Source organism: Aeribacillus pallidus, assembly GCF_050478865.1.
Taxonomy (GTDB): domain Bacteria; phylum Bacillota; class Bacilli; order Bacillales; family JACDOC01; genus JACDOC01.
Genome location: NZ_JBCNBW010000069.1, coordinates 1 through 26,498, shown reverse-complemented (window position 1 = coordinate 26,498; position 26,498 = coordinate 1). Strand labels below are relative to the sequence as shown.

Sequence of the window (26,498 nt, the reverse complement as noted above, 5' to 3'; positions counted from 1 at the left end):
CGCTCAAGTAAGGGTCTTGCGGCTTCTTGTTCCCGCTGGAGTCGCTGCCGTGTGAACAACTTGTTAAAAATCAACAATGAAATATAACATAGCTAAATTTTAAAAAGGTCTTCCCAAGGTATTTTCATGACAATCTTTGTATTTACTACCAACATAGAAGGGCAACGCCAAGAACTTATGTGCTACTAAAAAGCAAAACATAATGAAACCTTTTCTCTTGTATTTCGTATATACAAATGAGGTGAACGTGATTGAATATAGAATTTCTGTTCGATGCTCCAGAATTAATGGTAACCATTCACATGTGTTACGTGATTAGCTTATTCTGGCTTTTACATATATGGAAATCTTCGAGTTCGTTTCAGGTGCACTCAGACGCTTGGCCAATCACCATAGAAACGAGAAGCAGACGAATTCTTGAACAATTCGTATGGCCATCAGGGTGGATGCTCCCTTTTCTCGTTCAAACTGTAAAGAAAAAAGAGGGAGTGGATAATGAATCGGATTGCGTTTTCCTTCTCGCTAACTAATCCATAAATGAGGAGGAAAACGATGAAAATCTTCAACGTTGTAGCATTTCTGTTCGCACTTACTCTGTTAACAGGTTGTAATATGATAGAAAGTGAAAATAGTGGTAGTTGGTTCTTAAATCTATTTGTCAATCCTTTTTCGGTTGGCATTGAAGGAATGGCTACCGTATTCAACGGCAATTACGGGCTAGCGATTATCATGATTACGGTAATAATCCGTTTTCTATTAATGCCGATGACACTAAAGCAGCAAAAACAAAGTAAGCTCATGAAAGAAAAGTTAGATGTGATTAAACCGAAAATAGAGGAAATTCAACAAGAATTGCAAAAGGCCACGACTCCAGAAAAACAGAAAGAACTCCAATTAAAAACGGTCCAATTGTATCAACAACACGGCGTGAATCCGTTATCGATTGGCTGCTTACCGATGTTGATTCAAATGCCAATTTTAATGGGATTGTATTACGCCATCTCACATTCGGAGAACATCGCTTCCCACTCATTTTTATGGTTTGATTTAGGTTCTCCGGATCTATTGTTAGCCTTCATCGCATCGGCCGTTTATTTCTTGCAAATGCATCTTTCGTTAAGAAATGTTCCAAAGGAACAGCAAAGCCAAATGAAGATTATCGGACTCATCTCACCATTGATGATCGGCTTTATATCAATTGGAGCCCCAGCAGCGTTACCTTTATATTGGATGGTGGGCGGGATATTTCTTATTTTCCAAACACTAATTGCCCAAAAGTGGTTTCTTACTTCAAGGAATCGTTCCGAAAACGTACAATAAAAAATTGGGTGACCTGATCAAACTTTCCCCTGATCAGGTCACCCTTTCTTTGTTTTCTTCCATCCAACTAGCAAACGATTGCATTTTCTTACCGAACCATGAACGTGGGTTTTTAAAATAAAAACGACTGACAAACCAAAAACTAAAGGCTACGCCAGTTAAGTCTTTGGCGGCATCGATAATAGACGCAGATCGGTATGGGACGAACGCTTGATGGATTTCGTCTATAAATCCGTAAAAACTGGCGACGATAGCTGCCAAAATATGAGCTGTTACCGTTAATCGACGGTTTACTAGTAACGCTGCGATGAACATGAGGTACAAAAGTCCAAATTCAACCAGATGAAGCGATTCTTTGAACCACCGATCAAGCCATTCATTTTCAAGGGCAATCACCTTGTCATCCGGATGGCTCGATAAGTACCAGATTAGTCCCATATAGATGAACGGAGCCACCGTAAACAGCAATCGAATGAAATGTTTCATTTTCTATCCACCTTTTCTTTCTCTATGGTTATATTATTGTACCATGTCTTCTTCAGAAAACTTTTTACATAAATCGTACAGTTTTGACAAATAATAATAGAAAAAAATTTTTTTCAACAGGTATATATTTTTCCTCTTGTGTTCAAAATGGTTGCTGAGGTGATGAAAATGAGAGAGGAAGAAAAGAAACGATCTTCTCAAAAGTGGAACATGCAAAGCTTCTTTAGAAAACGTTGGGTATTTCCAGCCTTGTATTTAGCGCTAGCAGCCATTTTGATTTCTGGTATTCTTTGGTACCAAACAACTGGTGATGATGTCGCAGAGCCACAAGATTACGGTAGCTATGGAGATGAAGATTTACAAAGCGGTAAAGGCTTCGACAATCCAGCAGTAGAAGTAAACCGTGCCGTGGAAAACATTTTAATGCCTGTGGAAAATGAAGATGAAGCCCAAATCGTGACTCAGTTTTACGACTTTAACGGTTCAGAAGAAGAGCAAGTAGCCGCACTCGTAGTTTATAAAAATAATTACTACCCAAGTCAGGGAATTGATATTGGAATGAAAAACGGCGAGTCATTCGATGTATTAGCGGCACTTAGCGGAACTGTCAAAGAAGTCAAAGAAGATTCATTCTTAGGGAATGTCATTGAAATTGAACACGAAAACGGAGTCGTCACTCGCTACCAATCTGTAAAAGACATTGCGGTAGAAGTTGGCGATGATGTAGAACAAGGTCAAGTCATTGCAAAGGCTGGAAAAAGCGAATTTAACCAAGAAGCTGGTGTGCATGTCCATTTTGAAATCCGCAAAAATGACGTAGCTGTCAATCCGTTAGACTACTTCAACAAATCTCTTTCTTCACTCGACGAAGTAGGACAAGCGGAAGAACAATCTTCGGATAAAGAAGAGACAACCGAAGAAAAAAGTGCGGAAGAAAACGAACAATCCTCTGATTCCACATCAGACAACGAATAAATCGCGAGTCTGTCCACTATTCGGACAGGCTTTTTTTGTGGTCAGTAGGAGTAGTAGCCCAGTGTGAAGGGGGGCGGACCCTGGTATGAGCCTATTTTTAAAATCTATACCTAAAACCACCTCTATAAGCCAAATCGGTGTTCTATGTTCCAAATTTGGCAAGTTATAAGCCACTCGTGAGTGCCTCATTTGTCAAATTATGTCTTGCTTAATAAAAAAATTGTCTATGGATTGCCCTTGACGAATTGGGAACAAAAATTAATAATGTAAAATATAGAATTTTCTAAAGATTAAAATTATTAATTGTGATAGCACTTTCTTTGAAAGGAGGGTTGACGTGCTTGATTTTATCCTGTTAATGGCGATAACCGCAATTTCACTCATCCTAGCCCTTAAGTACAAAAAGACGTTTTTCTTAGCTATTCCGTTTTTATCAATTTTTATTTATTTTTTTATTCAAATCGTCTTAGTGCCCGCACCGTTTTGGGAGACGGTCAAATTTATTTTCTCGCTAACGTAAAGCTTCTTCCGTTTTTTCTCCATGAATTTCTACAGTCATTTCTTCACTCAGCTTCTATGAATCGACACGTCCATCCATATGTAATTTTTTTAAAAGAAGGCTATGTTATATGTCATTGTTGATTTTTAGCAAGTTATTCACACGGCGGCGACTCCAGCGGGAACAAGAAGCCAGGCAAGACCTTACTTAGACCTTACTTGAGCGTTGCGAGGGAAGCGGCTTGCGGATTGCCCGCGGAAAGCGTCCGCCTGCAGAGAAATGTATAAATATCAACAGTATCGTTTAACAGAGCCTAAAAGAAAGGGGACCTAATATGGAAAAAATGGATCCACAGCTCGTGAACAAGTATGTAAAAGAAAAAACGGTATATCTATGTCTTTATTTGTTTATATGGTTTGCTGTTTCTTTTGGCATTGTTCTGTTCGCAGAGCCGTTCTCGCAGGTAACGTTTAACGGTTTTCCGTTCCATTATTTCATGGGCGCCCAAGGTTCTATCGTAACGTTTATCGTTTTATTATTTGTTAACGCCAAAGTAAGTGACCGGTTAGACGAAAAATACGGACTTGTTAAGCGTGTAGAAAAAGTAGAGACCTCAGGGAAAGCGGTTAATAAGTAGCCAAATGAGACAAAGGGGGGAATACAATGGATACACAGTTTCTTGTATCAACGTCCATTATTTTAGCCACGTTCGCGTTGTATATTGGAATTGCCATTTTTAACAAAGCCCGTGCAACATCCGACTTTTACGTCGCAGGTCGGGGGGTTCCGTCAGTGTTTAACGGGATGGCCATTGGGGCCGACTGGATGAGTGCCGCTTCATTTATTGGACTAGCCGGAACGGTGATGATTTTAGGTTATGACGGCTTAGCTTACATTATGGGTTGGACAGGCGGTTATTTACTCCTTACCTTCTTACTTGCACCACATTTACGGAAGTCCGGTCGCTACACAGTACCGGAATTTATCGGAGACCGGTACAATAGCCATTTCGCTCGCGTCATTGCGGCCATTTGTACGATTATTATTAGTTTTACATACTCGATTGGACAGCTGTCAGGGTCAGGGGTCGTGATAGGTCGCTTGTTTGAAATCGATGCCAAAATTGGGACGATGATTGGTGTTGTTCTAATCGCCTTTTACGCGGCCTTTGGCGGAATGAAAGGAATTACGTGGACACAAGTCGCGCAATATTTAATTTTAATCATTGCTTATCTCATACCAGTTATTTTTATGTCCTTGCAACTGACTTCCAATCCCATTCCGTGGATTTCTTATGGAGAAATTGTCGGTAAAATGGGCGAAATCGATCGGGAACTGGGAATCTCTGAATATTTTGCGCCGTTTGAAAATGGGACAAAGTGGCAGTTTTTAGCCTTGCTGTTTACGTTAATGGCTGGTACTGCTGGACTTCCACACGTCATTGTCCGTTTTTATACCGTATCCACGATGAAAGCGGCACGTTGGTCTGGTGCTTGGGCGTTGCTCTTTATCGGTCTATTATACTTATCTGCACCTGCTTACGCTGCGTTTTCTAGGTTCATTTTATTAACAAAAGTGGCAGGAAGTAAAATATCGGAACTGCCAGCGTGGACGTCGACATGGGTCGATACTGGTAAACTACAAATCGCCGATAGCAACGGGGACGGTGTTTTACAATGGCAAGAAATGATGATTTCCAACGACATTGTTGTGATGGCAACACCGGAAATTGCTAACTTAGGCGTATTTGTAATCGGTCTTGTGGCTGCGGGTGCAATGGCTGCTGCTTTGTCCACAGCAGGCGGATTAATGATTGCGATATCCTCTTCACTTGCCCATGACATTTATTATCGGGTCTTTAAGCCAGACGCAACAGAGAAAAATCGATTAGTAGTCGCTCGGCTATCGATTGCAGCGGCAACCATTTTTGCTGGGTTAGTTGCCTTAAATCCACCGGGAGTAATTACCCAGATCGTCGCGTGGGCGTTTGCGTTAGCGTCAGGTACGTTCTTCCCAGCACTCGTTCTGGGTGTTTGGTGGAAACGCTCCAACGCGCAAGGAGTCATTGCGGGAATGGTCATTGGTCTTATTGTGACGTTAAGCTACATTTTCTTAGCCAAATCTGGATGGATGATTTTAGGAATTAAAGATACCGGAGCAGGAATTTTTGGAGCTCTTGCTGCGTTTGTGGCCAACATCATTGTATCGCTTTTAACTGAAGTCCCTTCCAAGGAAAAACAAGACGAAGTCGTCAACCTACGCTATCCAGAAGAAGTCGTCTACAAGGACGGTGAAGTGTGGCTAAAGAAAACCGTATAGTTGTTTCAAGCGGTCATCTTGTTGAGGTGACCGTTTGTCTATTTGTTGCGCTTGAAAAATGCTGGAAGAAACTGAAAACCAAGTGGGTAAAAGTGCAACGAAGGGCGGGATGTTCTCTTATTCTAAATGCTCATATCTGTCTCTTAAACGTAATATTTTTGCTCTCGAATTGCTCTTATCAAGTGCTCAAAAACGTTCCAATATTTCCTCTTCGCTTTTGCTCACATTCCTAGGTTGTTGGTCCGTTTAGACGTTATTTTTCCTGAAAAATTTTTATGATCTTCTCTCCTTGGAACAAAATTTCGAAAAATCGTGCAAACCCCTTGTCCTTATTGTGTTTTTTGCGAATATATTTTCATCCAAGCTAATAAAATGTTACAAACCTGACAAAATTAAAGAGAGTGTTTGAGGTGAGGAATCGTAGAAAACCCGTTTAATCAAGTTATAGATATGATTATTTGCTGTAATGACAGGAAGTAGTTTACTTTCTGCCGCATACATACGTCATGCGGGATTCAGTACTTCAACGTAGAAAGCGAGTCTCATTTCACACTTCTCTCATCCAATTTAGGGAGGGCGAGTGGTGTGCACGATTACATCAAAGAGAGAACTATCAAGATAGGAAAGTATATCGTGGAGACGAAAAAAACAGTTCGCGTGATCGCCAAGGAGTTTGGCGTATCCAAAAGTACTGTCCACAAAGATTTAACGGAAAGGCTACCTGAAATCAATCCAGAACTAGCTAGTCAAGTAAAAGCCATTCTTGATTATCATAAATCGATCCGTCATCTACGTGGAGGGGAAGCAACAAAGCAAAAGTACAAAAAAGAGGAACAGTACAATAAAAGCACAATTAAATAATGGGATGTAGAGGTCCTATGAAAATAGGTCCTCTTTTTTTTGAAAGGTTATGATAAATTTCATTGTTGATTTATAGCAAGTTGTTCACACGGCGGCGACTCCAGCGGAAACAAGAAGCCGCAAGACCCTTACTTGAGCGCAGCGAGGGAAGCGGCTTGCGGCTTGCCTGCGGAAAGCGTCCGCCTGTAGCGAAATGAATAAATATCAACAGTATCGTTTAATAGAGCCTTTTGAAAAAAGCATGTGAGCTCACATCCAGCATGCTGACGAATTTTTGTCAGACGTCTGAAAACTTTTTTACATCTCCCCATTTTTTAAGGAAATGAACTATGCTAAAATAAACAATTAGGGATAAAAATAATTAACGTTGGAAGATGATGTATTTTTTGTCATAAATAAGTGATAGTAGTTGTTTTGTGGAATAAAGGTGTAGGAAGGAGCTATCTAGGCATGTTTTCTAGAGATATTGGAATTGACTTAGGTACGGCAAACGTATTGATTCATGTAAAAGGTCGCGGCATTGTGCTTAATGAACCTTCCGTTGTGGCGATTGATAAAAATACAAACAAAGTACTTGCAGTCGGTGAAGAAGCACGGCGCATGGTCGGCCGCACACCAGGAAATATCGTGGCGATTCGTCCGTTAAAAGACGGCGTTATTGCCGATTTTGACGTCACAGAAGCGATGCTTAAACATTTTATTAATAAGTTAAACGTGAAAGGGTTTTTATCGAAGCCGCGTATTTTAATTTGCTGTCCAACGAATATTACGAGTGTTGAACAAAAGGCAATTAAAGAAGCGGCGTACAAAAGCGGCGGGAAAAAAGTATACCTCGAAGAAGAACCAAAAGTTGCGGCGATCGGTGCGGGCATGGATATTTTCCAACCGAGCGGAAACATGGTCGTTGACATCGGTGGCGGCACAACCGACGTAGCCGTTTTATCCATGGGCGATATTGTTACTTCCTCTTCGATTAAGATGGCGGGCGATAAGTTCGATATGGAAATTCTAAATTATATTAAGAAAAAATATAAATTGTTAATCGGTGAGCGGACAGCTGAAAATATTAAAATTAATATCGGTACCGTATTCCCGGGATCTCGTAAAGAAGAAATGGATATTCGCGGCCGCGATATGGTGACAGGTCTTCCACGTACGATTACCGTAAACTCTGAAGAAATTGAAGGAGCACTTCGTGAATCGGTATCAGTTATTGTACAAGCCGCGAAAAACGTACTGGAAAAAACTCCACCAGAATTGTCTGCGGATATTATTGATCGTGGCGTTATTTTAACAGGTGGCGGTGCATTGCTTCACGGCATTGACCAACTGTTAGCAGAAGAATTAAAAGTTCCGGTATTCATCGCGGATAATCCAATGAACTGCGTAGCCATCGGTACAGGCATTATGCTTGAGAATATAGACAAGATTTCAGCAAGATATCTAGGCTAAGAGAAAGGGGCGACCTTTCTCTTTTTTTACAATGACACTACCCTGAAATTATTGTGGATAATTTTTACTGTTATTCGGAATGCTCTTAACAGGATGAACATTGCTCTTTGTGTTTCCGTTTTTCGCTGTTCTTTTTGTAAAGGCTATGTTATATGTCCAAGTTATTCATTTGAAGCGAAAGGCGGCGACTCCAGCGGGAACAAGAAGCCGCCAGACCCATACTTGAGCGTAGCGAAATGTATAAATATGAACAGTATCGTTTAACAGACTTTCATGCCAATTGCCATTAGCACATCGATGAATGACCATACGTAAGAGAGTGTTTTACGTAGATCACTAATAGTATTTTTGGCCTAGAAATGGAAATAGATTGGACAAAATTAGGATACCGCTGTTCCAAAGAATGGCTTATAATAAATAAGAGATATTGTAACGGTTTGAGGTGAATTTTATGTTCCGCGGTTTTTACACGGTAGCGTCCGGTATGATTGCTTACCAACGAAAAGCAGAAATGCTTACGAATAATATGGCGAATGTACATACTCCAGGCTTTAAAGCCGATCAATCAGCGATGCGCGCGTTTCCAGAAATGTTATTAAAACGAATCGATGAAATGACGATACCAACGGAAAAAAAGCTTAACATCTTAAAAACACCGACAGTTGGTTCACTAAATACTGGAGTTTATATGCAAGAAGCGATTCCGAATTTTAAGCAAGGGGACTTACAAGAAACGTCGCTTCCTACTGACCTTGCCTTACTCGATGTGCTCGTTCCTACATCAGAAGAGACCGGTTTAAATGGAGCGTTGTTCTTTACCATTCAACATCCAACAGACGGTGTGCGCTATACGAGAAACGGAAACTTTACCATAGATCCTGAAGGGTTTTTAACGACATCTGCCGGATGGTATGTGCTGGATGACGAAGGAAACCGCATTCAACTACCGAATGATGATTTTATGGTCCGACCGAACGGGGTAATTGAAGCGAACGGTCAAGAAATCGCCCAAATCGGTATTGCCTTTGCGGAAAATGTGCATGCGTTACAAAAAGATGGCGAAGGGCTGTATCGTTTACCTGAAGGAACATTACCAAACGCCAATGAAGTGGACGGTGTGCAATATCAGTTACGCCAAGGATTTATTGAACGATCCAACGTCGATCCAACGCGGACGATGACAGATTTGTTAACCGCATTCCGGGCCTTTGAAGCGAATCAAAAAGTGCTGCAAGCATACGATCGAAGCATGGAAAAAGCGGCGAACGAAATTGGTCGCATTGGTTAAGGCGCATCAATTAGGAGGAAATAACGATGAATCGCACAATGATCATAGCATCAAATACGATGAACCAGCTCCAACAACAATTGGATATCATTAGCCACAACATAGCAAATGTGGATACGACCGGATTTAAAAAACGCACGACAACATTTAGTGAACTCATGTATCAACAGTTTAACAATCAGCCGAATCCAGAGAAAGAAGTAGGCCGTCTGACGGCAGAAGGTATTCGTCAAGGCACGGGCGCAAAACTTGCTCAGGCAGCGCTAGTATTAACACAAGGCACATTAAAACAAACTGGTCGTGACTTAGACGTCGCTATTTTAGATAAACGGCAATTTTTCAAAGTACTCGTTGCTGACGAGGACGGTGGTACGTCCATTCAATTGACACGAGACGGTGCGTTTTACCTGTCACCGGTTGGGGAAAATCAAATCATGCTTGTGAACGGAAGCGGATTACCCATCGTTGATGTGAATGAAAACATCATTACCTTCGGGGCTGATGCCAAAAAATTTACCATTAGCAATAATGGCGACTTCACCGTCCAATACGACAATGGCGCACAAGAAACGTTTGAACTTGGGATGGTTTCGATTTTAAGGCCGCAATTTTTAGAGCAAAAAGGAAACGGACTGCTCGGAATGCCGGAAAACGTGAACGAATTGGGTGAAGATGTATGGGTCGATTTAGTAGGTGAAAATCGAACGGACATTCAAGTCGCTCAAGGAGCTTTAGAACAATCGAACGTTGATTTAGGAAAAGAAATGACGGATATGCTACAAGTACAACGCTCCTATCAGTTTCAAGCGCGGGCGATTTCCATAGCCGATCAAATGTTAGGGCTGATTAACGGCATCCGTTAAAGGAGGCGACATGACGTGGCAGAAGAAGTTCAACAAATAGTGAAAACAAGGGAAGAAGTGAAAAAAGAAAAGAAGGAAGGCGAACCTTCTTCCCGTACGAAAAAACGAGTTCGAGTTCGCTTAATTCCAATTTGGTTACGTCTAATCATCGTGGTCGTTTTAACATTCGTTTCCTTGGTGGTAGGTGCTGTAGTCGGGTACGGGGTCATCGGTGACGGAAAGCCAAGCGATACATTCAAAAAATCCACATGGACGCATATTATTGATTTAGTGAATAAAGAATAACGCCGTGGAACATTAGTAGGTGTTGTAGGAGGAATGTTCATGCTAGATGTACAACAAATTAAAGAAATTATTCCCCATCGCTATCCATTTTTATTAGTCGATAAAATAGTAGAAATTGAAGAAGGCCAGCGTGCGGTTGGGATAAAAAATGTTACGGCCAATGAAGAATTTTTTAACGGTCACTTCCCAGACTACCCGGTGATGCCAGGTGTTCTCATCGTTGAAGCTTTAGCCCAAGTAGGCGCAGTTGCGATGTTAAAAAAGGAAGAAAACCGTGGACGGCTTGCCTTTTTTGCAGGAATCGATAACTGCCGCTTTAAACGCCAAGTCAAACCAGGCGACCAACTTCGCCTTGAAGTCGAAATGATTCGCGTTCGTGGCTCTATGGGTAAAGGAAAAGGTGTCGCTACAGTCGACGGCGAAATCGTCTGTGAAACAGAAATAATGTTTGCGCTCGGTGACAAACAATAACGTAAATCCCCCAAAGTGCTTTGGGGGATTTTCTTATTGATATGTGTAATAAGTGTGGAAGGAAAGTGTCCAATAGGTAGTTTTATGAGCCAATGGCGGTGTCTATGTACCAAAATAAACGTTCTATGAACAAAAAACCAAAGTTCTATGTGACAATTAGGGCTTTATGTGTAAAACCATATTAATAAATAACAACTTTTAAAAATTAGTTGTCATAACTTCGTCGTTTTGGGTAAAGCTAACAAAAGACCGAATGACGGTCAATAATAAGAATAACTTAATGAAAGGGGTATAACGATGAGCAAACGTTTGTTACACATCATCGGTGGCTCAGCACTAGCGGCGATGCTCATGATTGGCTGTGCCCAAAACGACCAAGAACCACCTCCGCCAGCTGACGACGTAGTTCCAGATGTTGAAGAAGACATTAATGACGATTTAAATGGCGATGATCAAGACATGATGGACAACAATGGAGACATGCTGGATAACGATGATGCAGAGAACGATGTCAACACACCTGGTGATGAGGATCCGACTCTAGACGATAATACGGAACAAGAGGAACTCATCGAGGATGAACGTGACCGTGAAGATCAAGACAATGTAGATCAATAAAAGTGAAGCAGGGATAATCCCTGCTTTTCTCATTTACAGTCTTAATAAGAATCGCTATAATAAGGTAAAGTTTGAAAGGATATGGATGTATTACCATGAATTACTCTGGTCATTATTGTTTAATCATAGTACTTTTGGTAATGTAGATATGATATAGTAAAAAAGGTGAAAACAGTATTGATTAGGGGGTACTTAAAATAGATGTTAAAAGACTTAGCTTCTGGAATAAAAATCAGCATTACTCGATCCATCATGACTGTTTTTGAACAATATATGGCAAGCATTCAATGGGATGAACATAAATATAGCTTAGAGGATTTTATTCAAGCGTGGCGTATGTATATTACCACGGCATCGACTTGGTACGATAAAGTGAGCGATGAAATCAAAGCGAATCCATCGTTTCATGAAGAACTAGCCCAAAAAATTAACGAAACGATTGAAAAAATATTAACGACCCCACCAACCAACGAACAGATGGAAGAAATTAATAGGCTTCAAAACGAACTCGGTATTGAAAAGGATTACTCATGTAAAGCAGAAGCGAAATACGTCCTTGATGTGCTCAACGAAGAAAAAAAGAAACGCGAACAACATACAAAATCAACTCCTGCTTAAAGCGGGAGTTTTTTATTTATTATGGTTGGAAACAGTCTTTTCATTCGGGAACCTTGACCTATAGATGAAATTTGCCCGGAACCTAACCCAATCCCCAGAAGAAAAAAGCTAACCCAACAAAGCTTCACAGCGATGTTGAGTTAGCTTTTTGATTGTTCTCGCTCTTTTAGGCGGGGCTTTTCTTTCATTTTTTCTTTAAACGTATTGACAAGTGTTTGACCGGACAATCCTTCGTCGACTAAATTTTGTAACAATAATTCTGCGTATTCACTGCGCGCTTTTTTGAGTTTTGCTTCGAATAAGATGCTGAGGTGTTCATCCATTTTTTTTACGCAACGGATATGGCAGGTAAACAGAGCAGGATCGTTCGCTGCGTGAGTGATGACGACTTGTACTTCGATATCGTTTGGTTGTTGTTGCAAGTCGCGGAAGTAATCGTAGTACGACCCATCAATAAAGGCTTCGATTAACCATGTCCGATTTTCATCTTCCTTATTAATAATCAACCCATCGATCAATTCAATATTTCGAAGTTGATGCTCTTCGACGATGTGCAGCGAAATGATTTTAAAAGTTTTCATATCGATCCTCCTTAAGGGGTGTGAGGCAATGTCCAACGAACATTTCACGTCTAGATTTGAATTGATTATACCATACAAACTGGAAAATACTAAATGTTCTAATGAATGAAAGAACACGTGTCGAACGATGAAAAAAAATGAGGAAAATGGTAAAAATCGATTTTTAGATTCAATCTACGCTTAAAATTTGATTTTCGCTAAGGAATTAAGTCATATTCACCTAAAAAGAGGCTCGAAAATCAAAATTTCCACATTTTACTAGTCGTCATAAAGCAAGTATGATGGAACTAACTTAGACAGAATGAGGTGAGATAGTAGTATGATTAACCAGGTGACCTTAGTCGGGCGATTAACGAAAGATCCTCAACTTCGGTATACCTCGGAGGGACGTGCGGTATTAAATGTGACGTTGGCGGTAAACCGGCCGTACCGTAATGAAAATGGGGAGTCAACAGCGGATTTTGTGTTGTGTACCTTATGGAATCGAACGGCCGAAAACACGGCTAAATATTGTCAAAAAGGATCTGTCTTAGGTGTTACCGGGCGTCTTCAAACGAGAAACTACGAAAACCAAGAAGGAAAAAAAGTGTATGTTACTGAAGTCATCGCGGATTCAGTCAAATTTTTAGGGGGAAAGCCTGCAGAAGATCGCTCGCTGCATCCGTTAGAAAAATAGTGGCAGCCCTTATGTGCACAAGCCCCCTACAAAGGAGGTGATGCCACGAAAAGGTTGGTGTAAGGAGGTGTGTTCAGGTGGAACCGATGTATCAACAAATTCGACGTACCGAGCTTCTTGTCCAAGATTTGATCCGCTTAGTCGCTAAAGCGCACGAGCGAATATCGCAATTAGAAGCGCAAGTCACCGAGTTAACTGACAAAGCTCGTCAAAGTTGATTTGATTCATTCACATACTTGCTCCAAGAGAGAATCGTTCCTTGTATATCCCCTATACGTCCTCACAAATATAGCCGGCATCGTCCTTCCCGCCGGCTTTTTTCTTTAAATCTTTTCTTTTTTAAAAAACTGCGTTAAATGAACAAGTTGCTTTACCGATAAGTCTCGCTTTTTTTGTGGAAAATGATAAATCTCGACTAACGATTGTTGCAGCTCTGGATATTCCTTTAACAATTGATGAATTCGCTCTAAATCGGACTTTTCGAACCGTTCCCTCAGTACAGAGGCAGACGACTGAACGGTCTCTTCATCGGTAGGAAATAACGTGGTAATCGGCGCATCGTATACGTGTAAAATTTTTTCAATCATCTCCGCTGGAATCGATTGTTGGCCGTTCTCATAACGAGACAATGTCGCACGGGAAATGTTTAACCGTTTCGCGGCTTCTTCTTGTGTCAATCCTCGTAATTTACGAAGTTCCGTAATTTTATGTACAAGGGACATTCATATTCACCCTTAATCTTTCAGACATTATTATTTTCAAGATAACGGTTTTTCCCGTTCATTTCCTGCGGATGTTCATAATATGAACGTCAATTTATGTTCATTTTTAAAAGCTCATGAAAAAAAGAAGAAGGAGATACGAAAAATTTGTAGAATAGTATGGAAGGAACAGGAAAATTGTACCATTTTCAATTATTTTGTAGGCCAAAAGGAGGGTGTCATGCTGGTGAAAAGAAATATTTTACTTCGATCCGATGATGCATTGCCGCCACCAAATGAAAAATTTAGTCTCATTATGAAAGGAAAGAAAAATTTAAAAAACGGATGGGTTATTGCCCCAAGCCTTTCATTTGCAGAAGCGCTTCAAGGAATTGCCTTATCGGATACAATGCTATCGCGTGAAGAACCAACTCCTTACCTGCGAATACCTCTACAGTCACCAAATTCCTGCCTGAAAGTTTGTATTCATACGTATCATGTCACCTGGGAAGTTCTTGTGACGATGGATGTCATGAAACGAATGTTAACGATTGAACAGATTTTTCCCTCAACACCGAAAATACCGGAGGAGATATTAGAAGAGTTGTATTCTTGTTTTCTTATTAAAAAAGGTTCCTCGATCATGTGGTTAGGAAAGTGGAAGCAACCAAACGATCACAAAAATGAACGGCTTTACTCTTTTCATATCGAAAGAGAAAAGCCGTCTCCATCGTCTTAAGTTAATGCGAGTAAAGAATAAAGTTCCTCGTCTGAGAGTTCTGTGACCCATTGCTCGGATTGAATAATTTGGTCATTTAACGATTGCTTTTTTTCAAGCATGATGTCAATTTTTTCTTCTAATGTGCCGACAGTAATCAATTTATGAACGTGAACAAACCGTTGTTGACCTATTCGATAGGCACGATCGGTCGCCTGATGTTCAACCGCCGGATTCCACCATCGATCATAATGGATGACATGATTCGCTGCCGTTAAGTTGAGTCCCGTTCCTCCTGCTTTTAAGGATAAAAGAAAAATCGGAAATTCGCCTTCTTGGAATCGTTGTACATAGTCATCTCGTTGTTGTTTCGGCATGCTCCCGTTTAAAAATGGGACGTCTATTCCGAAGTGTTTTTTGATGACTTGTTGAATTATTTCACCCATTTTCAAGTATTGGGTGAATAGAAGGCACGCTTCGTTTTGATCGAGACAAGCGGTAATCAGGTCCAACGTTTTTTGTAGTTTTTCGGATCGTTCTAACAAATTGGCCGGCGCTGTTTCTTTTAAGTAGAGGGCCGGATGGTTACACAACTGTTTTAATTGATTGAGCATTTGCAACACTTTCCCTCGACGTTCCAAACCGGTTAACGTTGGTAATTCTGCAAACGTATCTTGAATGAGTTGTTCGTACAGGGCTGCTTGTTCATCCGTTAACGGACAATATTCTTTTTGCTCGAGCTTATCCGGTAAGTTCAAGGCTACTTCTTTGTCCGTTTTTAAGCGGCGGAGGAGGAAGGGACGAATAAGCTTCTGTAACGCCTGGATACGGTCCACTTCTTCATCGCGTTCAATCGGAACGATAAACCGTTTTTGAAACTGGGCCAACGATCCTAAATAACCACGATTCATAAAGTCAAAAATGGCCCACAATTCGCCCAACCGGTTTTCCATTGGCGTTCCTGTTAACGCAATATGGTGCTGTCCTTTTAGCTTTCGGATGGCTCGGGATTGTTTCGTGTTGGCGTTTTTAATGTTTTGTGCTTCATCTAAGGCAATCGTGCTCCATTTTACGCTTGAGAGTTCATCAAAATCTAAATGAGCTAAGGTGTACGTCGTCAAAATGACATCAGACGAAGCGGCCCATGTGGTAAAATCTTCGCCTTTTGTCCGGTGACTTCCGTAATGCGTCCCGACACGAAGGGAGGGAGCAAACCGCTCAAGCTCCCGCTGCCAGTTTCCAAGCACCGATGTCGGGCAAATGATGAGGGCAGGCGTGTCGGGAGCTTCTTTTTCCCGTACGTGTAACAAATACGCAATCAATTGAATGGTTTTTCCAAGACCCATGTCGTCAGCTAAGCAAGCCCCAAAGCCGTGTTCGCGTAAAAAATAGAGCCAGCTCATTCCGAACTGCTGGTACGGTCGTAAGGTCGCTTGTAAGTCGAACGGTGTTGGCAAAAGCGGAATGTCTTTAGGATTCGTTAATTGGCGAAGCCATTGTTTTAACGAGCGGCTTAACTCAAATTGCAATTTAGCTAATTCGCGTTCGTCTTCCGTATCGGTTACAACGAGCGGTTCGTCGCCAAGTTGTTGATGGAGCAAGTCGGACATCGAAACGCCTTTCTCCTTCGCTTCTTCCATCAATACTTTCAACCGTTGAATCAATCGATGGTCTAATTGCACCCATTGGCCATTGATGCGCACAAGATTTCGTTTTTCGTGAACGAGCTGTTGAAATTCTTCTTCAGACAACTCTTTCCCGTTAATCGACAAGCGCCAATCAAAATCAAGGAGCGCATTCATTCCTACATACGACCGGTACGTCTCTTGTTTGACCGTTGCTTTTACTTGCACGGAGGCTTTTCGAATCGATTCCCACCAGGACGGAAGGAAAATCGGTACCCCAAGAGCGGTTAATGTTTCGCTAGAAGACGATAAAAAGGTCCACGCTTCTTCATCCGATAAGCGGTCTTTCATCTGGCCATCTTCATAAAGCCATGGAAACAGACGCTCCCAACGGGTTTGTTCTTGTTCGACAGCTCGAATATGTTTTTTCCAACCGCGTGGTAACGTACTCGAAAGGGGAAAAATGGCTTCGCTGTTTCGGTCTTTTAAAACGGTTTCCAAGTGCCATTCCGTTGCGCCTTCTTCCGGCTCGGACAATCGTAGCCCAATGGTAAACGGAAGGGGAGTGTCATTTCCTCTCAGCCATTCCTGCCATTTTTGTTCGTCAAAGTAGGCGACAATTTCTTGCGGAGAAAGCTGTTCTTGGGCCGCGTGCTTGTTAACAAGGTTCTCCATACTTTCTGTCACAATCGTTTGTAAAAATAATCGTGCCGATTGCTCTTCGCTTTCAATTGTCCAGATTTTTTTGTCATCGACTTGAGCGAACAGTTCTTCCGGTAGGCTCCAAAGTAGTTTGGTCCCGTCTTCGCTGACTGTCGGCTGAACTTTCGCATTTTGTATGGCCTTATAAACATCTGGTCCTACGTCATGGAGAACTTGTAACGGTTCATCCCACTCCCACGGTAAAAAGGAGTTATACGTTCGGCGTCCGAATAGAGTTAACAGGTCCCAGGCGCTAATGACGAACCCGATATCCCGTCCTTCCGTTTTGGTTTCCAGCATCGATCCGTAAAAGCTTTCCTCATGCCAAATAAACAGCTTTTTCAAATTCATCGTTCCGATATGTTCGTTCGGAGTGTAAATGAAATAACGGGAACGACTTAATTTTTTTATAGACACGAACACCGTATTAACCGTTAACATGCGTTAATTTTCCCCTTTCTAGTTCCTCCTGAAACGCGCGCAATCGTTTTGTTTCCTCTTGAAGTGTAGTAAGGAAGAGCTCCCACTGGTCAAGCCGTTTTAATTTTTTATAAATGGTATGTAGTTTTTTTATATATTTCACCGCTAGTTTGTAATGCTGCCGGGTTCGCTGATTGACATGATAGTGTACGGTATCATGGTAGAGCGCAAGTAAAAGCTCCGGTGCTTCCTTTTGAATCGTTCGTAATTCTTCGGTAGGAAGGTCGTCTGCCCGGTGGCCCATGTACAGCTGCAATTCAACCCATTGTTGATAGGATCCTTGCTCATATAACAAGTCGCTATAGTGATAGTAACTATAAGGAAGAGTGGCGCGCATCAACCGTTCCATTTGCTTCGGATGTTCGTTTACAATGCCGTACCGTTTGAATTGTTGAAGGAGCGACTGAATGTACCGAGTTCGTAAATAGTTCGTTTCCAGCGTTTGTAAAAAGGGCTCAAGCGAATGTTCGATCCACGTTAACAATCGGCTCATACGCTTAGAGTCATTCAATGAAGCCAACCATTCAATCCACCACGACACATAATAAAGAACATCAGGCGCAGCAAGGGAAAAGAATTTTTCCGCCAAGTCGTCATTTTTTAAAAGAAGCGAATGATGGATGTTTGCCAAAATATTAGGCATCCGCAGATCCTGTAACGTCTCCATCTCTTCCTGTCGCCAAGTAGCTTTTGTAAACACATCCGTCCATAAAAAGCGATAGACGTCGAAGTAAAACGGGAAAAGATCATCATCCCATGCTATAAAGTCTCGAGCCCACGTCCGAAGTTCCAAAAGAAACGGATCAAACGAAAAAGGTAGAGGATGAGGAAGGTTGTTCACGGCTTTTTCCGCCATCTCTACTAAGTAATGAAAATGGGAAAACACACTGCGCTCCAATTCATTTTTAGAAAAATTCCACGTCCGTGTTTCCTCGCGTAACTGATATAAGAGCCAACAAACGGAATATAAACGGTATAACTTTTTCATTTCCTCTTCGACGGGCTCAGTTTGTCGAATCCGTAAAAAATACGAGTCGAGGAGGTTCATCAAAAGGTAAGGATTTTTCTGGACAACGGCCGAATCGTACGTCGCAAATGCCTCGGTTAACCGTTCGTTCCACGCTTCGACCGAATGGGAGCGAAAGCGTTGTTCTTTTTGTTTTAACAACGTCGACGCTCGTTGAAGTTGCGAAAAAATGTCTGTAGTCGAACGAGACTTTTTCCATTCTTCAATCCAACGCGTTACGCTTTTTGACCGGCTGTATAACGAAAAAAAAGCCGCCAACAAGTGCGGACAATCCGGTTCCTTACAATCACAACGAGACAAATAAAAGTCATCCACATCAATTGAACCAGTGAACTTCGTGCCGTAATCATCTACTTGGAACTGTAAAAATAAGCTATCATGTTCGTCGCTCCACTGTACATGTCGTTTATGATATAGATAAAATGCCCTATTTACCTTTTGTTGATCCTTCATATCAGAAGAATCTAACCGCTCCTCCCAATACGTTGCCCACTCATCTAATACGACCGCACGTATCAACCAAAACACCTCTTCACGAAAAATCTCTCCCCATTATATCACACGTCAAACGCGAAATATGTCATCTTCTTGGTGGACAATTTATTCCAAGTATGTCCATATACAGAGACACTCACACCTAGCCTTCATTAAATGTGGAATTTTTCGGAAGCACCAATCCCAAAAAAAGAAACCGCCTGCTTGATCAGGCGGGTAACTTTTGAGAAGTAGAAAAAAATTTCCAAAGTAGGAAATAACGTGCTTAGTTGGCCGGTTACTTACTGGAGAAGCAGAATTACTTACAATAGTCGGAAAAGAAAATTACTTGCTTTTTACTAAAGTAAAAAAATTACTTGCCGATATAGCTCCCCTAAAAGGTACGAGAGGAGACGGAATGTACATCGTTTCTCCCGTAAACACGTTCACTCCTGGTTGGGACACTTTTTTGTCATTTTTCCAATAAAAGTTTTTGTTTTTCGGGTAGCGGAATTCGACGCCGTCCTTTTTGGCGACCATGACGATATTTTCTTGATCTGACGTATCGAGGGAGACGTCATAACCTCGTTGCTTAAAATACGTAACCCCATCGACGAACAACACATTCGTTGCATGCTCTAAAGACAGGCCTAAAAAATGGGCGACCTTCTTCGCTAAGTCGATATTGTTGAGAAGCCCTGTTGGTTTTTCCGGTCCATACGCATATAAAAACACGTCTTCTCCGGTATGGCCGTGAGTGGTAAAGCCGAGATGGGCTCTTTTAGCCATGATGTCGGCTAATACTTCTTCGATATGGGGCGCATTAGCAATCCGACCCCATTCATCGATGGTTAATTCATTTAGTCCATACAATTTTACCACTTCTTTTAAATTCCCTTTGTCTTCGTCTAATTGGGACAAAGCCCCCGTCACGGTGAGCTTCGCTTTTTTTAACGGACCAATCACCTTGGATTTTGCTACTGTTTTATAGGTGTCATCCGTATCCGCATTGCCGAATGTCAGCCCGCCTGTACCGTGGTCCGTAACAGCAATAACGAGCGTATTCCCGTCTTTTTTCGCAAACTCAATAGCTTCGCCTACCGCTTTATCAAATGCAAGTACTTCACTCACCATACCGACTGGGTCGTTTTTATGCGCCGACCAATCGACTTTGCTTCCTTCGACGAATAAAAAGAAGCCTTGTGGGTCTTTTGAAAGAAGGGAAATCGATTTTTCCGTCATCTCCGCTAATGACGGTTGAGGAAGGTCGAGGTATTTGCGGTCGATGTCATATGCCATATCGCTATCGGCGAACGTTCCCCACACGGGAAGTTGCTTGACCGATTTCAGCTCATTCCGCGTTGTCACCACTTGATAGCCTAAGTTCTCGAGTTCGCCCCACAAATTTTCTCCATCTTTTCGCCCGTGAATCGGTTTGTCTTGAGGATAACCTTTCCGTAGGCCCGGATGATCTTTTTTCCATTCGTTTTGTGGAACTAACGGCCCTTTTCCGCCTCCTAACACGAGGTCGAGTCCTTGATACACTTGCTGTTCAGCAATGTCATCGAAATGTTCCCGATTTGTTACATGGGAAGAAAAAGCGGCAGGCGTGGCATGCTGAATCGGGGAGGTGGCTACCAATCCAACCGCCATCCCTTTTTGCTTCGCTCCTTCTAAAACGGTAGCCACCGGCCGGAGATAAGCAGGAGTTTGAACCTCTTTTCCTTGAAACACCGGCACAAGTCCCACGACATCCGCCATTGTTTTCTTGCCTGTAGCCATGGCTGTCGCTGCTGCGGCAGAATCCGTAATGATAGATGACTTGGAATACGTTTGTACCCCGCCAACTAACAGCTCATCTAAAAATAGAGGGTTTCCTTTGTACCATCTTGCTAACGTCACTGCATCTGAGCTCGTCCCGTCCATTACCATAAAAATAACGTTACGTTTTTGTGCTACTTCCTTCCTTTGTGCTGGTATACTAGAAGACCAACTAACGGAAAAAACAACAAATAAACACACGATTTGTAGAAAACGACTCATACAAGCACACCACTCCTAAATTTTTAAGGAAACATGTCATCCGTTATGTTTTTGTAAAAGTTTTCTACTGTTAGTTTTTAGCTAAATCATCATTTTATACAATTAATGATAGGAATAAATGGGGTAGGTGATTCTATTTGAAAATTAAAAAAGCCATTATACCAGCGGCCGGGTTAGGTACACGCTTTTTACCAGCAACAAAAGCGCAGCCGAAAGAAATGTTACCAATTGTAGATAAACCAACCATTCAATACATTGTCGAAGAAGCGGTCGCATCTGGTATTGAAGATATTATGATCATTACCGGAAGAGGAAAACGGGCGATAGAAGACCATTTTGACAAGTCTTATGAACTGGAAGAAACGCTAGCGAAACGTGAAAAGTGGGAGCAATTAGAAGAAATCCAATCAATTGCGAACTTAGCGAACATACATTATATAAGACAAAAAGAACCAAAAGGATTAGGACATGCGATCCATTGCGCCAAAACATTCATCGGTAACGAACCATTTGCTGTTTTGTTAGGAGATGATATTGTCGAAGCACCAACCCCTTGTCTCAAACAAATGATTGATATCTACGAATCGTTAAACGAACCAGCATCCATTCTTGGGGTTCAAGAAGTGCCCCGCGAAGATGTATCAAAATATGGAATCATCGAACTTGCCGAAAAAGTAGGTTCAAATTTATATAAAATCGAAAACTTAGTCGAAAAGCCGTCAACCGAAGAGGCACCTTCCACGTACGCCATCATGGGAAGGTACATTTTACAACCAGAAATCTTACACATTCTCGATACCCTTCCGCCAGGAGCTGGGGGAGAAATCCAACTTACCGACGCCATCCAACAGCTGGCACAACGACAGTCTGTGTATGGATTTTATTTCACTGGAAAACGCTACGACGTCGGTGACAAGCTTGGATTCATCAAAGCGACGATTGAACTCGGGTTAAAACGGCCGGACTTGCGGGAGGGGTTGTTAAGGTATTTGGAAATGGTAATTAATAACGCTAGGAAAGGCTAGAGATACTAATATCTCTAGTTTTTATTTTTTTAAAATAATATTTTTCTTGTATAAACACTACCAATAATTCTCTGAAGATCCTACTCTAAAATCTTCAAAATAAAAACATTCGTGTCGAAATTTTTAAATTTTAAATTTAAATAATTTACAATTTATAGAAATATGTGGTAATTTTAATAATGTAATATTTTAATAGTAAAAAAGGAGGGAAGGAATATGAAAAGCAGGATAGCGATGATACTCATTTTCCTGTTAACGTTCGCTAACACTGCTTTTGGGGCTCAATTGGCATTACCTGAAAAGCCAAAACGTTCATTAGATGAACGTATACAAGCCCTTACGTTTGATGACGAAGAAACGGTTCGCGTCATCGTAGAAGTTGGAGAGGAACCGGGAATTTTATTTGCCCAGAAGCGAGGACTAAAATTCGAGGACCTATCTGATTCAACGAAAGAGTCGTTAGAAAAAGAGGCATTGGAAGCACAAAATGATGTAAAAGATCAAATTGATTCCGCAAAAATTGACATTAAATATATCAACAGCTTTACAACGGTTTTCAACGGATTTAGTGCGGAAGTACAATATGGTGATGTGGAGTTTATTGAATCCATTCCAAATGTGAAAAAGGTGCACATCGTTAACAAGTACGAAAAACCGAAAGTACAACCACAAATGATTTATAGTAAAAGCTTAGTAGAAGCTCAACAAGCATGGCAGTCTTACGGTTATAAAGGAGAAGGAATGGTTGTTGGTATCATAGATACAGGTATCGATCCTTCTCACAAAGATATGATCCTCTCAGAATCTACAACTCCGAAACTATCAAAAGAACAAGTAGAACAAATCATCTCACAACAAAACCTCCCAGGACAATTCTTCACTGAAAAAGTTCCTTATGGATATAACTACATGGATAATAACCAAGAAATTCGTGACTTAGGTTCTAGTGCATCCATGCACGGAATGCACGTTGCTGGTACAGTTGGAGCAAATGGTGACGAAGATAACGGTGGAATTAAAGGGATTGCACCAGAAGCTCAACTACTAGCGTTAAAAGTATTTGGCAATGATCCAGAAGTACAGTTTACATACGGAGACGTGTATGTAAAAGCCATTGATGATGCGATTAAATTAGGCGTAGATGTGATCAATATGAGTTTAGGAGCAACTGCTGGCTTCGTTTCAGAAGAATCACCTGAACAACAAGCGGTGAAACGTGCCGTAGATAACGGTGTCTTAATGGCGATTTCTGCTGGAAACTCTGCGTATTTTGGGAATGGATTTTATTATCCATTTACATCCAATCCTGATATCGGAGTAGTTGGATCTCCAGGGGTAGCTTATGATTCTTTACAAGTCGCATCTTTTGAAAACGAATTGATGGATGTAGATGCGTTAAATTACACCATTGATCCTGAAGGGGAAACGCCAGAAGAAGGAACAGCAGCCTTTCTATCAGCTAGCAGTGTTCATCCAAACGAATTAGTCCAAAAAACGTATGAAATTGTCGCAGCGAATCTCGGAAAAGAAGAAGACTTTGAAGGTATAGATGTAAGCGGAAAATTTGTATTAATTCAACGTGGTGGAATTCCATTCGTAGAAAAAACATTAAATGCTCAAAACAATGGAGCATTAGGGGTTATTATTTATAACAATGTAGACGGGATAGTAAACATGGCGTCTGATCCAAATATTAAAATACCGCAACTTTTCATGTTGAAAAATGATGGTGAATATTTACGTGATCAATTAGACGCCGGTAAAAAAGTAACAGTTAGATTTAACGGGGAAACACAAACCATTAATAACCCTGATGCGGGTAAAATGAGTGATTTTACTTCATGGGGATTAACGCCAAACTTAGATTTTAAACCGGAAATTACCGCACCGGGTGGAAAAATTTTATCGACACTGAATAACAACCAATACGGTATCATGAGCGGTACATCTATGGCAGCACCTCATGTCGCAGGGGGAGCAGCTCTTGTGCTGAGTCGTGTTGATGAGGAATTTGGTGCATCTGGACTTGAACGTGTGTTATTTGCGAAAAATTTATTAATGAATACATCTTATCCTGTAGTGGACCCATCAAATGGTACGTTTTATTCTCCACGTCGCCAAGGTGCGGGATTGATGCAACTGCACGCAGCGTTATCAACCCCTGTTATTGTGACGGAAGCCCATACAGGTGAAGCGAAAGTAGCTCTTAAAGAAATTACAAGTGATCAAGTAACATTTACATTAACAGCACAAAACTACGGTGACGAAGCTGTAACATACGAAGTTCAAGCGAATGCGCAAACAGATTATCCGTATTATGGTCTTAATGCAACAACTGTTTTCGGTGCACTTAATCTTGATGATGTAGTCATTACCATAAACGGGGAAGAAACAGCAACGATTGAAGTACCTGCCAATGGCTCGACAACTGTTGATATAACAATTGACGTTAGTGCAGTAGATTTATCAGAAGATTTCCCTAACGGGTACTTCCTTGAAGGATTTGTTACATTCATTGACCCAACAGATACTTATCCAACATTAACCGTTCCTTATGTTGGATTTAAAGGAGACTGGGACCAAGCACCAATTATTGATCCTCCTATGTGGCTTGGACCAGAGTACTCGTTCTATGAGATGACAGGTGTTTTAACAGAAGTAGCTGGAGGTTATGCGTTCCTAGGTGAAGACTTGGAGACAGGGACAATTGATCCATCACTAATTGCTATTTCACCAAACGGAGATGGATTAAACGACGTTGCTATTCCAATTCTATCTTTCCTTCGTAATGCAAAAGAAGTGCAATTTAATGTACTAGACAACGAAAGAAATCATTTACGTACACTTCGTACGGAACATGATGTACGCAAAAACTACTTTGATGGTGGACGAGCACCTGAATATTCTCTCGAACCTGCTCGTAAATGGGACGGAAAAGTAAACAATCGTGTGGTAGCAGAAGGAGAGTATTATTTAGAAGTTAAGGCGAAAATCGATTATCCAAACGCTGAATGGCAATCTCTTTTACTACCGGTCAAAGTAGACTTAACAGCACCAGAATTAGAAGCAAGCTTTGATGAAAAAGCGCAAAAAGTAACAGTTACGGTTGCTGATGAAGAAAACGGTAGCGGAGTGGCATTCTGGGATGTATTAGTCGATGACGAATCCGTTCTAGATGCCCCATTATTAGCAACTGATACAGAATATCAGTTTACAAAATCAGTTGCTTCTCATGAAAAAGTAGCAGTAGTGGCTCTAGACTATGCGGGTAATATGACGTACCAAGTAGTCAAAGAAGCTATTGACAAAGAATTCCCAGAAATTCATTTGCTGACCCCAGAGGCGCTTGCGGTTGTAGATACACACGAAATTACGTTCTCTGGATACGTTGATGAAAAATCTGGAATTGAAACAATCTCAGTCAATGGACAAGAGGCGGAAGTAACATACAACCCGAAAACAAAACAGTATGAGTTCTCAGTTGTAGTCAAAGTGGAAGAAGACGGTGTTCATGACTTCACAATTACAGGTAAAGATTCAGAAGGAAATGAACTATCATTCGGAAGAAAAGTAATCGTCGACACAACAGCTCCAACGTTAAAAGTATCCTCTGTTCCATCCATTGTTGGTTCGGATGATCCAAATCCAACCATATCTGTCGAAGTGAAAGATAACTTTGACGAAATTCGTCTATATTTAAACGACGATGAAGTATTCTATAACGAATTTAAAGAACCATTTGCAATGAGAGAATTTTCACAAACGATTGACGTTGAGCTCCCACTTAAAGAAGGTGACAACGAGTTTGTTCTTAAGGTTACTGACTTAGCAGGCCATGAAACAACTAAAGAGTTTACGGTGAAAAAAGGTATATCTACACCACCTGGTGGAGGAGTCATTACACCACCGGCTCCGACACAACCTGATACAGGTTCTGGTGGCGGCTCTTCTCCTTCAGATGAAAAAGTAACAAAAGAAGTGAACGAACAAGATATTTATGCTGACTTGCAAGATGAAAGCATAGAAGAAGTTGTTGTTGACCTATCTTACGAAAATGGAGATAAAGAAGTAGAGGTTTCCTTTAATACAGATCTTGTGAAGAAAGTGGCTGATAAGGACAAAGACCTAATCATTAAAACAAAATCGACAACGGTCGCACTTCCACAAGGACTATTGAATGATTTAGTCAAACAAGCATCTGGACAAGTGAAGTTCATTGTAAAAACAGAAGAAGTATCAAAAATTCCTAAAGCGGATACATCTCAAAAATCACTTTCTAAAGTCTATGACTTTACTATTACTGTAAATAACAAGAATGTTTCAACATTTGCTGAACCAGTCAAAGTTGAAGTGAAGGTAAATGCTAGCGATGTCAAAGACAAACGTAAAGT

The 26,498-nt window shown here is 41.2% G+C and carries 24 protein-coding genes; 18 read left to right on the top strand and 6 right to left on the bottom strand.

Annotated features, from left to right (window positions below; genetic code table 11):
- Positions 1–552: 552 nt before the first annotated feature.
- Positions 553–1,320, top strand: a complete 768-nt coding sequence (yidC, locus tag ABES52_RS15015; RefSeq protein ID WP_429651988.1) for a membrane protein insertase YidC — start codon at positions 553–555, stop codon at positions 1,318–1,320.
- 33 nt (positions 1,321–1,353) lie between these two features.
- Here yidC and ABES52_RS15010 read toward each other — a convergent pair whose 3' ends face one another.
- Positions 1,354–1,806 carry a VanZ family protein gene (locus ABES52_RS15010; RefSeq protein ID WP_429651987.1) on the bottom strand — a complete coding sequence of 151 codons (453 nt, stop codon included), beginning with the start codon at positions 1,804–1,806 and terminating at the stop codon, positions 1,354–1,356.
- 168 nt (positions 1,807–1,974) lie between these two features.
- Here ABES52_RS15010 and spoIIQ point away from each other — a divergent pair, with 168 nt between their 5' ends.
- The 12 genes from spoIIQ to ABES52_RS14950 all read left to right on the top strand — a co-directional run bounded on the left by spoIIQ (position 1,975) and on the right by ABES52_RS14950 (position 12,055).
- Positions 1,975–2,781 (top strand): stage II sporulation protein SpoIIQ, encoded by an 807-nt coding sequence (spoIIQ, locus tag ABES52_RS15005; protein ID WP_429651986.1) that lies wholly within the window; start codon positions 1,975–1,977, stop codon positions 2,779–2,781.
- A gap of 337 nt (positions 2,782–3,118) precedes the next feature.
- Positions 3,119–3,301 carry a hypothetical protein gene (locus tag ABES52_RS15000; protein WP_429651985.1) on the top strand — a complete coding sequence of 61 codons (183 nt, stop codon included), beginning with the start codon at positions 3,119–3,121 and terminating at the stop codon, positions 3,299–3,301.
- Positions 3,302–3,614: 313 nt separating this feature from the next.
- A complete protein-coding gene (locus tag ABES52_RS14995) occupies positions 3,615–3,917 on the top strand; it encodes a DUF4212 domain-containing protein (protein WP_429651984.1) in 303 nt (100 codons plus the stop codon).
- Between the two features lie 26 nt (positions 3,918–3,943).
- Complete coding sequence (locus ABES52_RS14990) at positions 3,944–5,599, top strand: sodium:solute symporter family protein (RefSeq protein WP_429651983.1); 1,656 nt, start codon at positions 3,944–3,946, stop codon at positions 5,597–5,599.
- Positions 5,600–6,184: 585 nt separating this feature from the next.
- Positions 6,185–6,460, top strand: a complete 276-nt coding sequence (gene spoIIID / locus ABES52_RS14985; RefSeq protein WP_429651982.1) for a sporulation transcriptional regulator SpoIIID — start codon at positions 6,185–6,187, stop codon at positions 6,458–6,460.
- Positions 6,461–6,910: 450 nt separating this feature from the next.
- Positions 6,911–7,912: a rod shape-determining protein gene (gene mreB / locus ABES52_RS14980; RefSeq protein ID WP_429651981.1), complete on the top strand. Its 1,002-nt coding sequence runs from the start codon at positions 6,911–6,913 to the stop codon at positions 7,910–7,912.
- Positions 7,913–8,363: 451 nt separating this feature from the next.
- Entirely contained in the window at positions 8,364–9,200 is an 837-nt protein-coding gene (locus ABES52_RS14975) for a flagellar hook-basal body protein (protein ID WP_429651980.1), read from the top strand.
- Between the two features lie 26 nt (positions 9,201–9,226).
- The gene (locus tag ABES52_RS14970) at positions 9,227–10,063 is read left to right on the top strand and encodes a flagellar hook-basal body protein (RefSeq protein ID WP_429651979.1); all 837 of its coding nucleotides are present in this window, start codon (positions 9,227–9,229) and stop codon (positions 10,061–10,063) included.
- Positions 10,064–10,078: 15 nt separating this feature from the next.
- Positions 10,079–10,348, top strand: coding sequence for a DNA-directed RNA polymerase subunit beta (locus tag ABES52_RS14965; RefSeq protein WP_429651978.1), 270 nt, complete (start codon positions 10,079–10,081; stop codon positions 10,346–10,348).
- A 39-nt stretch (positions 10,349–10,387) separates the two neighbouring features.
- A complete protein-coding gene (gene fabZ / locus ABES52_RS14960) occupies positions 10,388–10,819 on the top strand; it encodes a 3-hydroxyacyl-ACP dehydratase FabZ (protein ID WP_429651977.1) in 432 nt (143 codons plus the stop codon).
- A 297-nt stretch (positions 10,820–11,116) separates the two neighbouring features.
- Positions 11,117–11,437, top strand: coding sequence for a hypothetical protein (locus tag ABES52_RS14955; protein WP_429651976.1), 321 nt, complete (start codon positions 11,117–11,119; stop codon positions 11,435–11,437).
- A 201-nt stretch (positions 11,438–11,638) separates the two neighbouring features.
- Positions 11,639–12,055 (top strand): hypothetical protein, encoded by a 417-nt coding sequence (locus tag ABES52_RS14950; RefSeq protein ID WP_429651975.1) that lies wholly within the window; start codon positions 11,639–11,641, stop codon positions 12,053–12,055.
- Positions 12,056–12,195: 140 nt separating this feature from the next.
- On the opposite strand, the gene ABES52_RS14945 is transcribed toward ABES52_RS14950, so the two are convergent.
- A complete protein-coding gene (locus ABES52_RS14945) occupies positions 12,196–12,636 on the bottom strand; it encodes a YwpF-like family protein (protein WP_429651974.1) in 441 nt (146 codons plus the stop codon).
- A 319-nt stretch (positions 12,637–12,955) separates the two neighbouring features.
- Between ABES52_RS14945 and ABES52_RS14940 the strand changes: the two genes are divergently transcribed.
- Together ABES52_RS14940 and ABES52_RS14935 are read left to right on the top strand one after the other, a co-directional pair.
- A complete protein-coding gene (locus ABES52_RS14940) occupies positions 12,956–13,312 on the top strand; it encodes a single-stranded DNA-binding protein (protein ID WP_429651973.1) in 357 nt (118 codons plus the stop codon).
- 77 nt (positions 13,313–13,389) lie between these two features.
- The gene (locus ABES52_RS14935) at positions 13,390–13,530 is read left to right on the top strand and encodes a hypothetical protein (protein WP_429651972.1); all 141 of its coding nucleotides are present in this window, start codon (positions 13,390–13,392) and stop codon (positions 13,528–13,530) included.
- A gap of 105 nt (positions 13,531–13,635) precedes the next feature.
- On the opposite strand, the gene ABES52_RS14930 is transcribed toward ABES52_RS14935, so the two are convergent.
- Complete coding sequence (locus ABES52_RS14930) at positions 13,636–14,034, bottom strand: helix-turn-helix domain-containing protein (protein WP_429651971.1); 399 nt, start codon at positions 14,032–14,034, stop codon at positions 13,636–13,638.
- Positions 14,035–14,254: 220 nt separating this feature from the next.
- Between ABES52_RS14930 and ABES52_RS14925 the strand changes: the two genes are divergently transcribed.
- Positions 14,255–14,752, top strand: a complete 498-nt coding sequence (locus tag ABES52_RS14925; RefSeq protein ID WP_429651970.1) for a hypothetical protein — start codon at positions 14,255–14,257, stop codon at positions 14,750–14,752.
- Here ABES52_RS14925 and ABES52_RS14920 read toward each other — a convergent pair.
- From ABES52_RS14920 to ABES52_RS14910, 3 genes are all read right to left on the bottom strand, one after another.
- A complete protein-coding gene (locus ABES52_RS14920) occupies positions 14,749–17,499 on the bottom strand; it encodes a DEAD/DEAH box helicase (RefSeq protein ID WP_429651969.1) in 2,751 nt (916 codons plus the stop codon). The two genes, ABES52_RS14925 and ABES52_RS14920, sit on opposite strands and share 4 nt — an antisense overlap.
- Positions 17,486–19,084 carry a hypothetical protein gene (locus ABES52_RS14915; protein ID WP_429651968.1) on the bottom strand — a complete coding sequence of 533 codons (1,599 nt, stop codon included), beginning with the start codon at positions 19,082–19,084 and terminating at the stop codon, positions 17,486–17,488. The genes ABES52_RS14920 and ABES52_RS14915 overlap by 14 nt, the downstream gene beginning before the upstream one ends.
- A gap of 300 nt (positions 19,085–19,384) precedes the next feature.
- A complete protein-coding gene (locus ABES52_RS14910; protein ID WP_429651967.1) occupies positions 19,385–21,082 on the bottom strand; it encodes an alkaline phosphatase in 1,698 nt (565 codons plus the stop codon).
- A 137-nt stretch (positions 21,083–21,219) separates the two neighbouring features.
- On the opposite strand from ABES52_RS14910, the gene galU reads away from it, so the two are divergent.
- Both galU and ABES52_RS14900 read left to right on the top strand, forming a co-directional pair.
- Positions 21,220–22,107, top strand: coding sequence for a UTP--glucose-1-phosphate uridylyltransferase GalU (gene galU / locus ABES52_RS14905; RefSeq protein WP_429651966.1), 888 nt, complete (start codon positions 21,220–21,222; stop codon positions 22,105–22,107).
- A 216-nt stretch (positions 22,108–22,323) separates the two neighbouring features.
- Positions 22,324–26,498: S8 family serine peptidase (locus ABES52_RS14900; protein WP_429651965.1), on the top strand; the 4,175-nt coding region annotated here is incomplete at its 3' end.

What these genes read in the sequence shown, in the direction of transcription:
- ABES52_RS14945 (WP_429651974.1), bottom strand. Translation starts at nt 12,636, where the DNA reads ATGAAAACTTTTAAAATCATTTCGCTGCACATCGTCGAAGAGCATCAA.
- yidC (WP_429651988.1), top strand. Translation starts at nt 553, where the DNA reads ATGAAAATCTTCAACGTTGTAGCATTTCTGTTCGCACTTACTCTGTTA.
- ABES52_RS15010 (WP_429651987.1), bottom strand. Translation starts at nt 1,806, where the DNA reads ATGAAACATTTCATTCGATTGCTGTTTACGGTGGCTCCGTTCATCTAT.
- ABES52_RS14925 (WP_429651970.1), top strand. Translation starts at nt 14,255, where the DNA reads ATGCTGGTGAAAAGAAATATTTTACTTCGATCCGATGATGCATTGCCG.
- ABES52_RS14940 (WP_429651973.1), top strand. Translation starts at nt 12,956, where the DNA reads ATGATTAACCAGGTGACCTTAGTCGGGCGATTAACGAAAGATCCTCAA.
- mreB (WP_429651981.1), top strand. Translation starts at nt 6,911, where the DNA reads ATGTTTTCTAGAGATATTGGAATTGACTTAGGTACGGCAAACGTATTG.
- ABES52_RS14975 (WP_429651980.1), top strand. Translation starts at nt 8,364, where the DNA reads ATGTTCCGCGGTTTTTACACGGTAGCGTCCGGTATGATTGCTTACCAA.
- ABES52_RS14955 (WP_429651976.1), top strand. Translation starts at nt 11,117, where the DNA reads ATGAGCAAACGTTTGTTACACATCATCGGTGGCTCAGCACTAGCGGCG.
- ABES52_RS14930 (WP_429651971.1), bottom strand. Translation starts at nt 14,034, where the DNA reads ATGTCCCTTGTACATAAAATTACGGAACTTCGTAAATTACGAGGATTG.
- ABES52_RS14920 (WP_429651969.1), bottom strand. Translation starts at nt 17,499, where the DNA reads ATGTTAACGGTTAATACGGTGTTCGTGTCTATAAAAAAATTAAGTCGT.
- ABES52_RS14995 (WP_429651984.1), top strand. Translation starts at nt 3,615, where the DNA reads ATGGAAAAAATGGATCCACAGCTCGTGAACAAGTATGTAAAAGAAAAA.
- ABES52_RS14950 (WP_429651975.1), top strand. Translation starts at nt 11,639, where the DNA reads ATGTTAAAAGACTTAGCTTCTGGAATAAAAATCAGCATTACTCGATCC.
- spoIIQ (WP_429651986.1), top strand. Translation starts at nt 1,975, where the DNA reads ATGAGAGAGGAAGAAAAGAAACGATCTTCTCAAAAGTGGAACATGCAA.
- ABES52_RS14970 (WP_429651979.1), top strand. Translation starts at nt 9,227, where the DNA reads ATGAATCGCACAATGATCATAGCATCAAATACGATGAACCAGCTCCAA.
- ABES52_RS14910 (WP_429651967.1), bottom strand. Translation starts at nt 21,082, where the DNA reads ATGAGTCGTTTTCTACAAATCGTGTGTTTATTTGTTGTTTTTTCCGTT.
- ABES52_RS14990 (WP_429651983.1), top strand. Translation starts at nt 3,944, where the DNA reads ATGGATACACAGTTTCTTGTATCAACGTCCATTATTTTAGCCACGTTC.
- fabZ (WP_429651977.1), top strand. Translation starts at nt 10,388, where the DNA reads ATGCTAGATGTACAACAAATTAAAGAAATTATTCCCCATCGCTATCCA.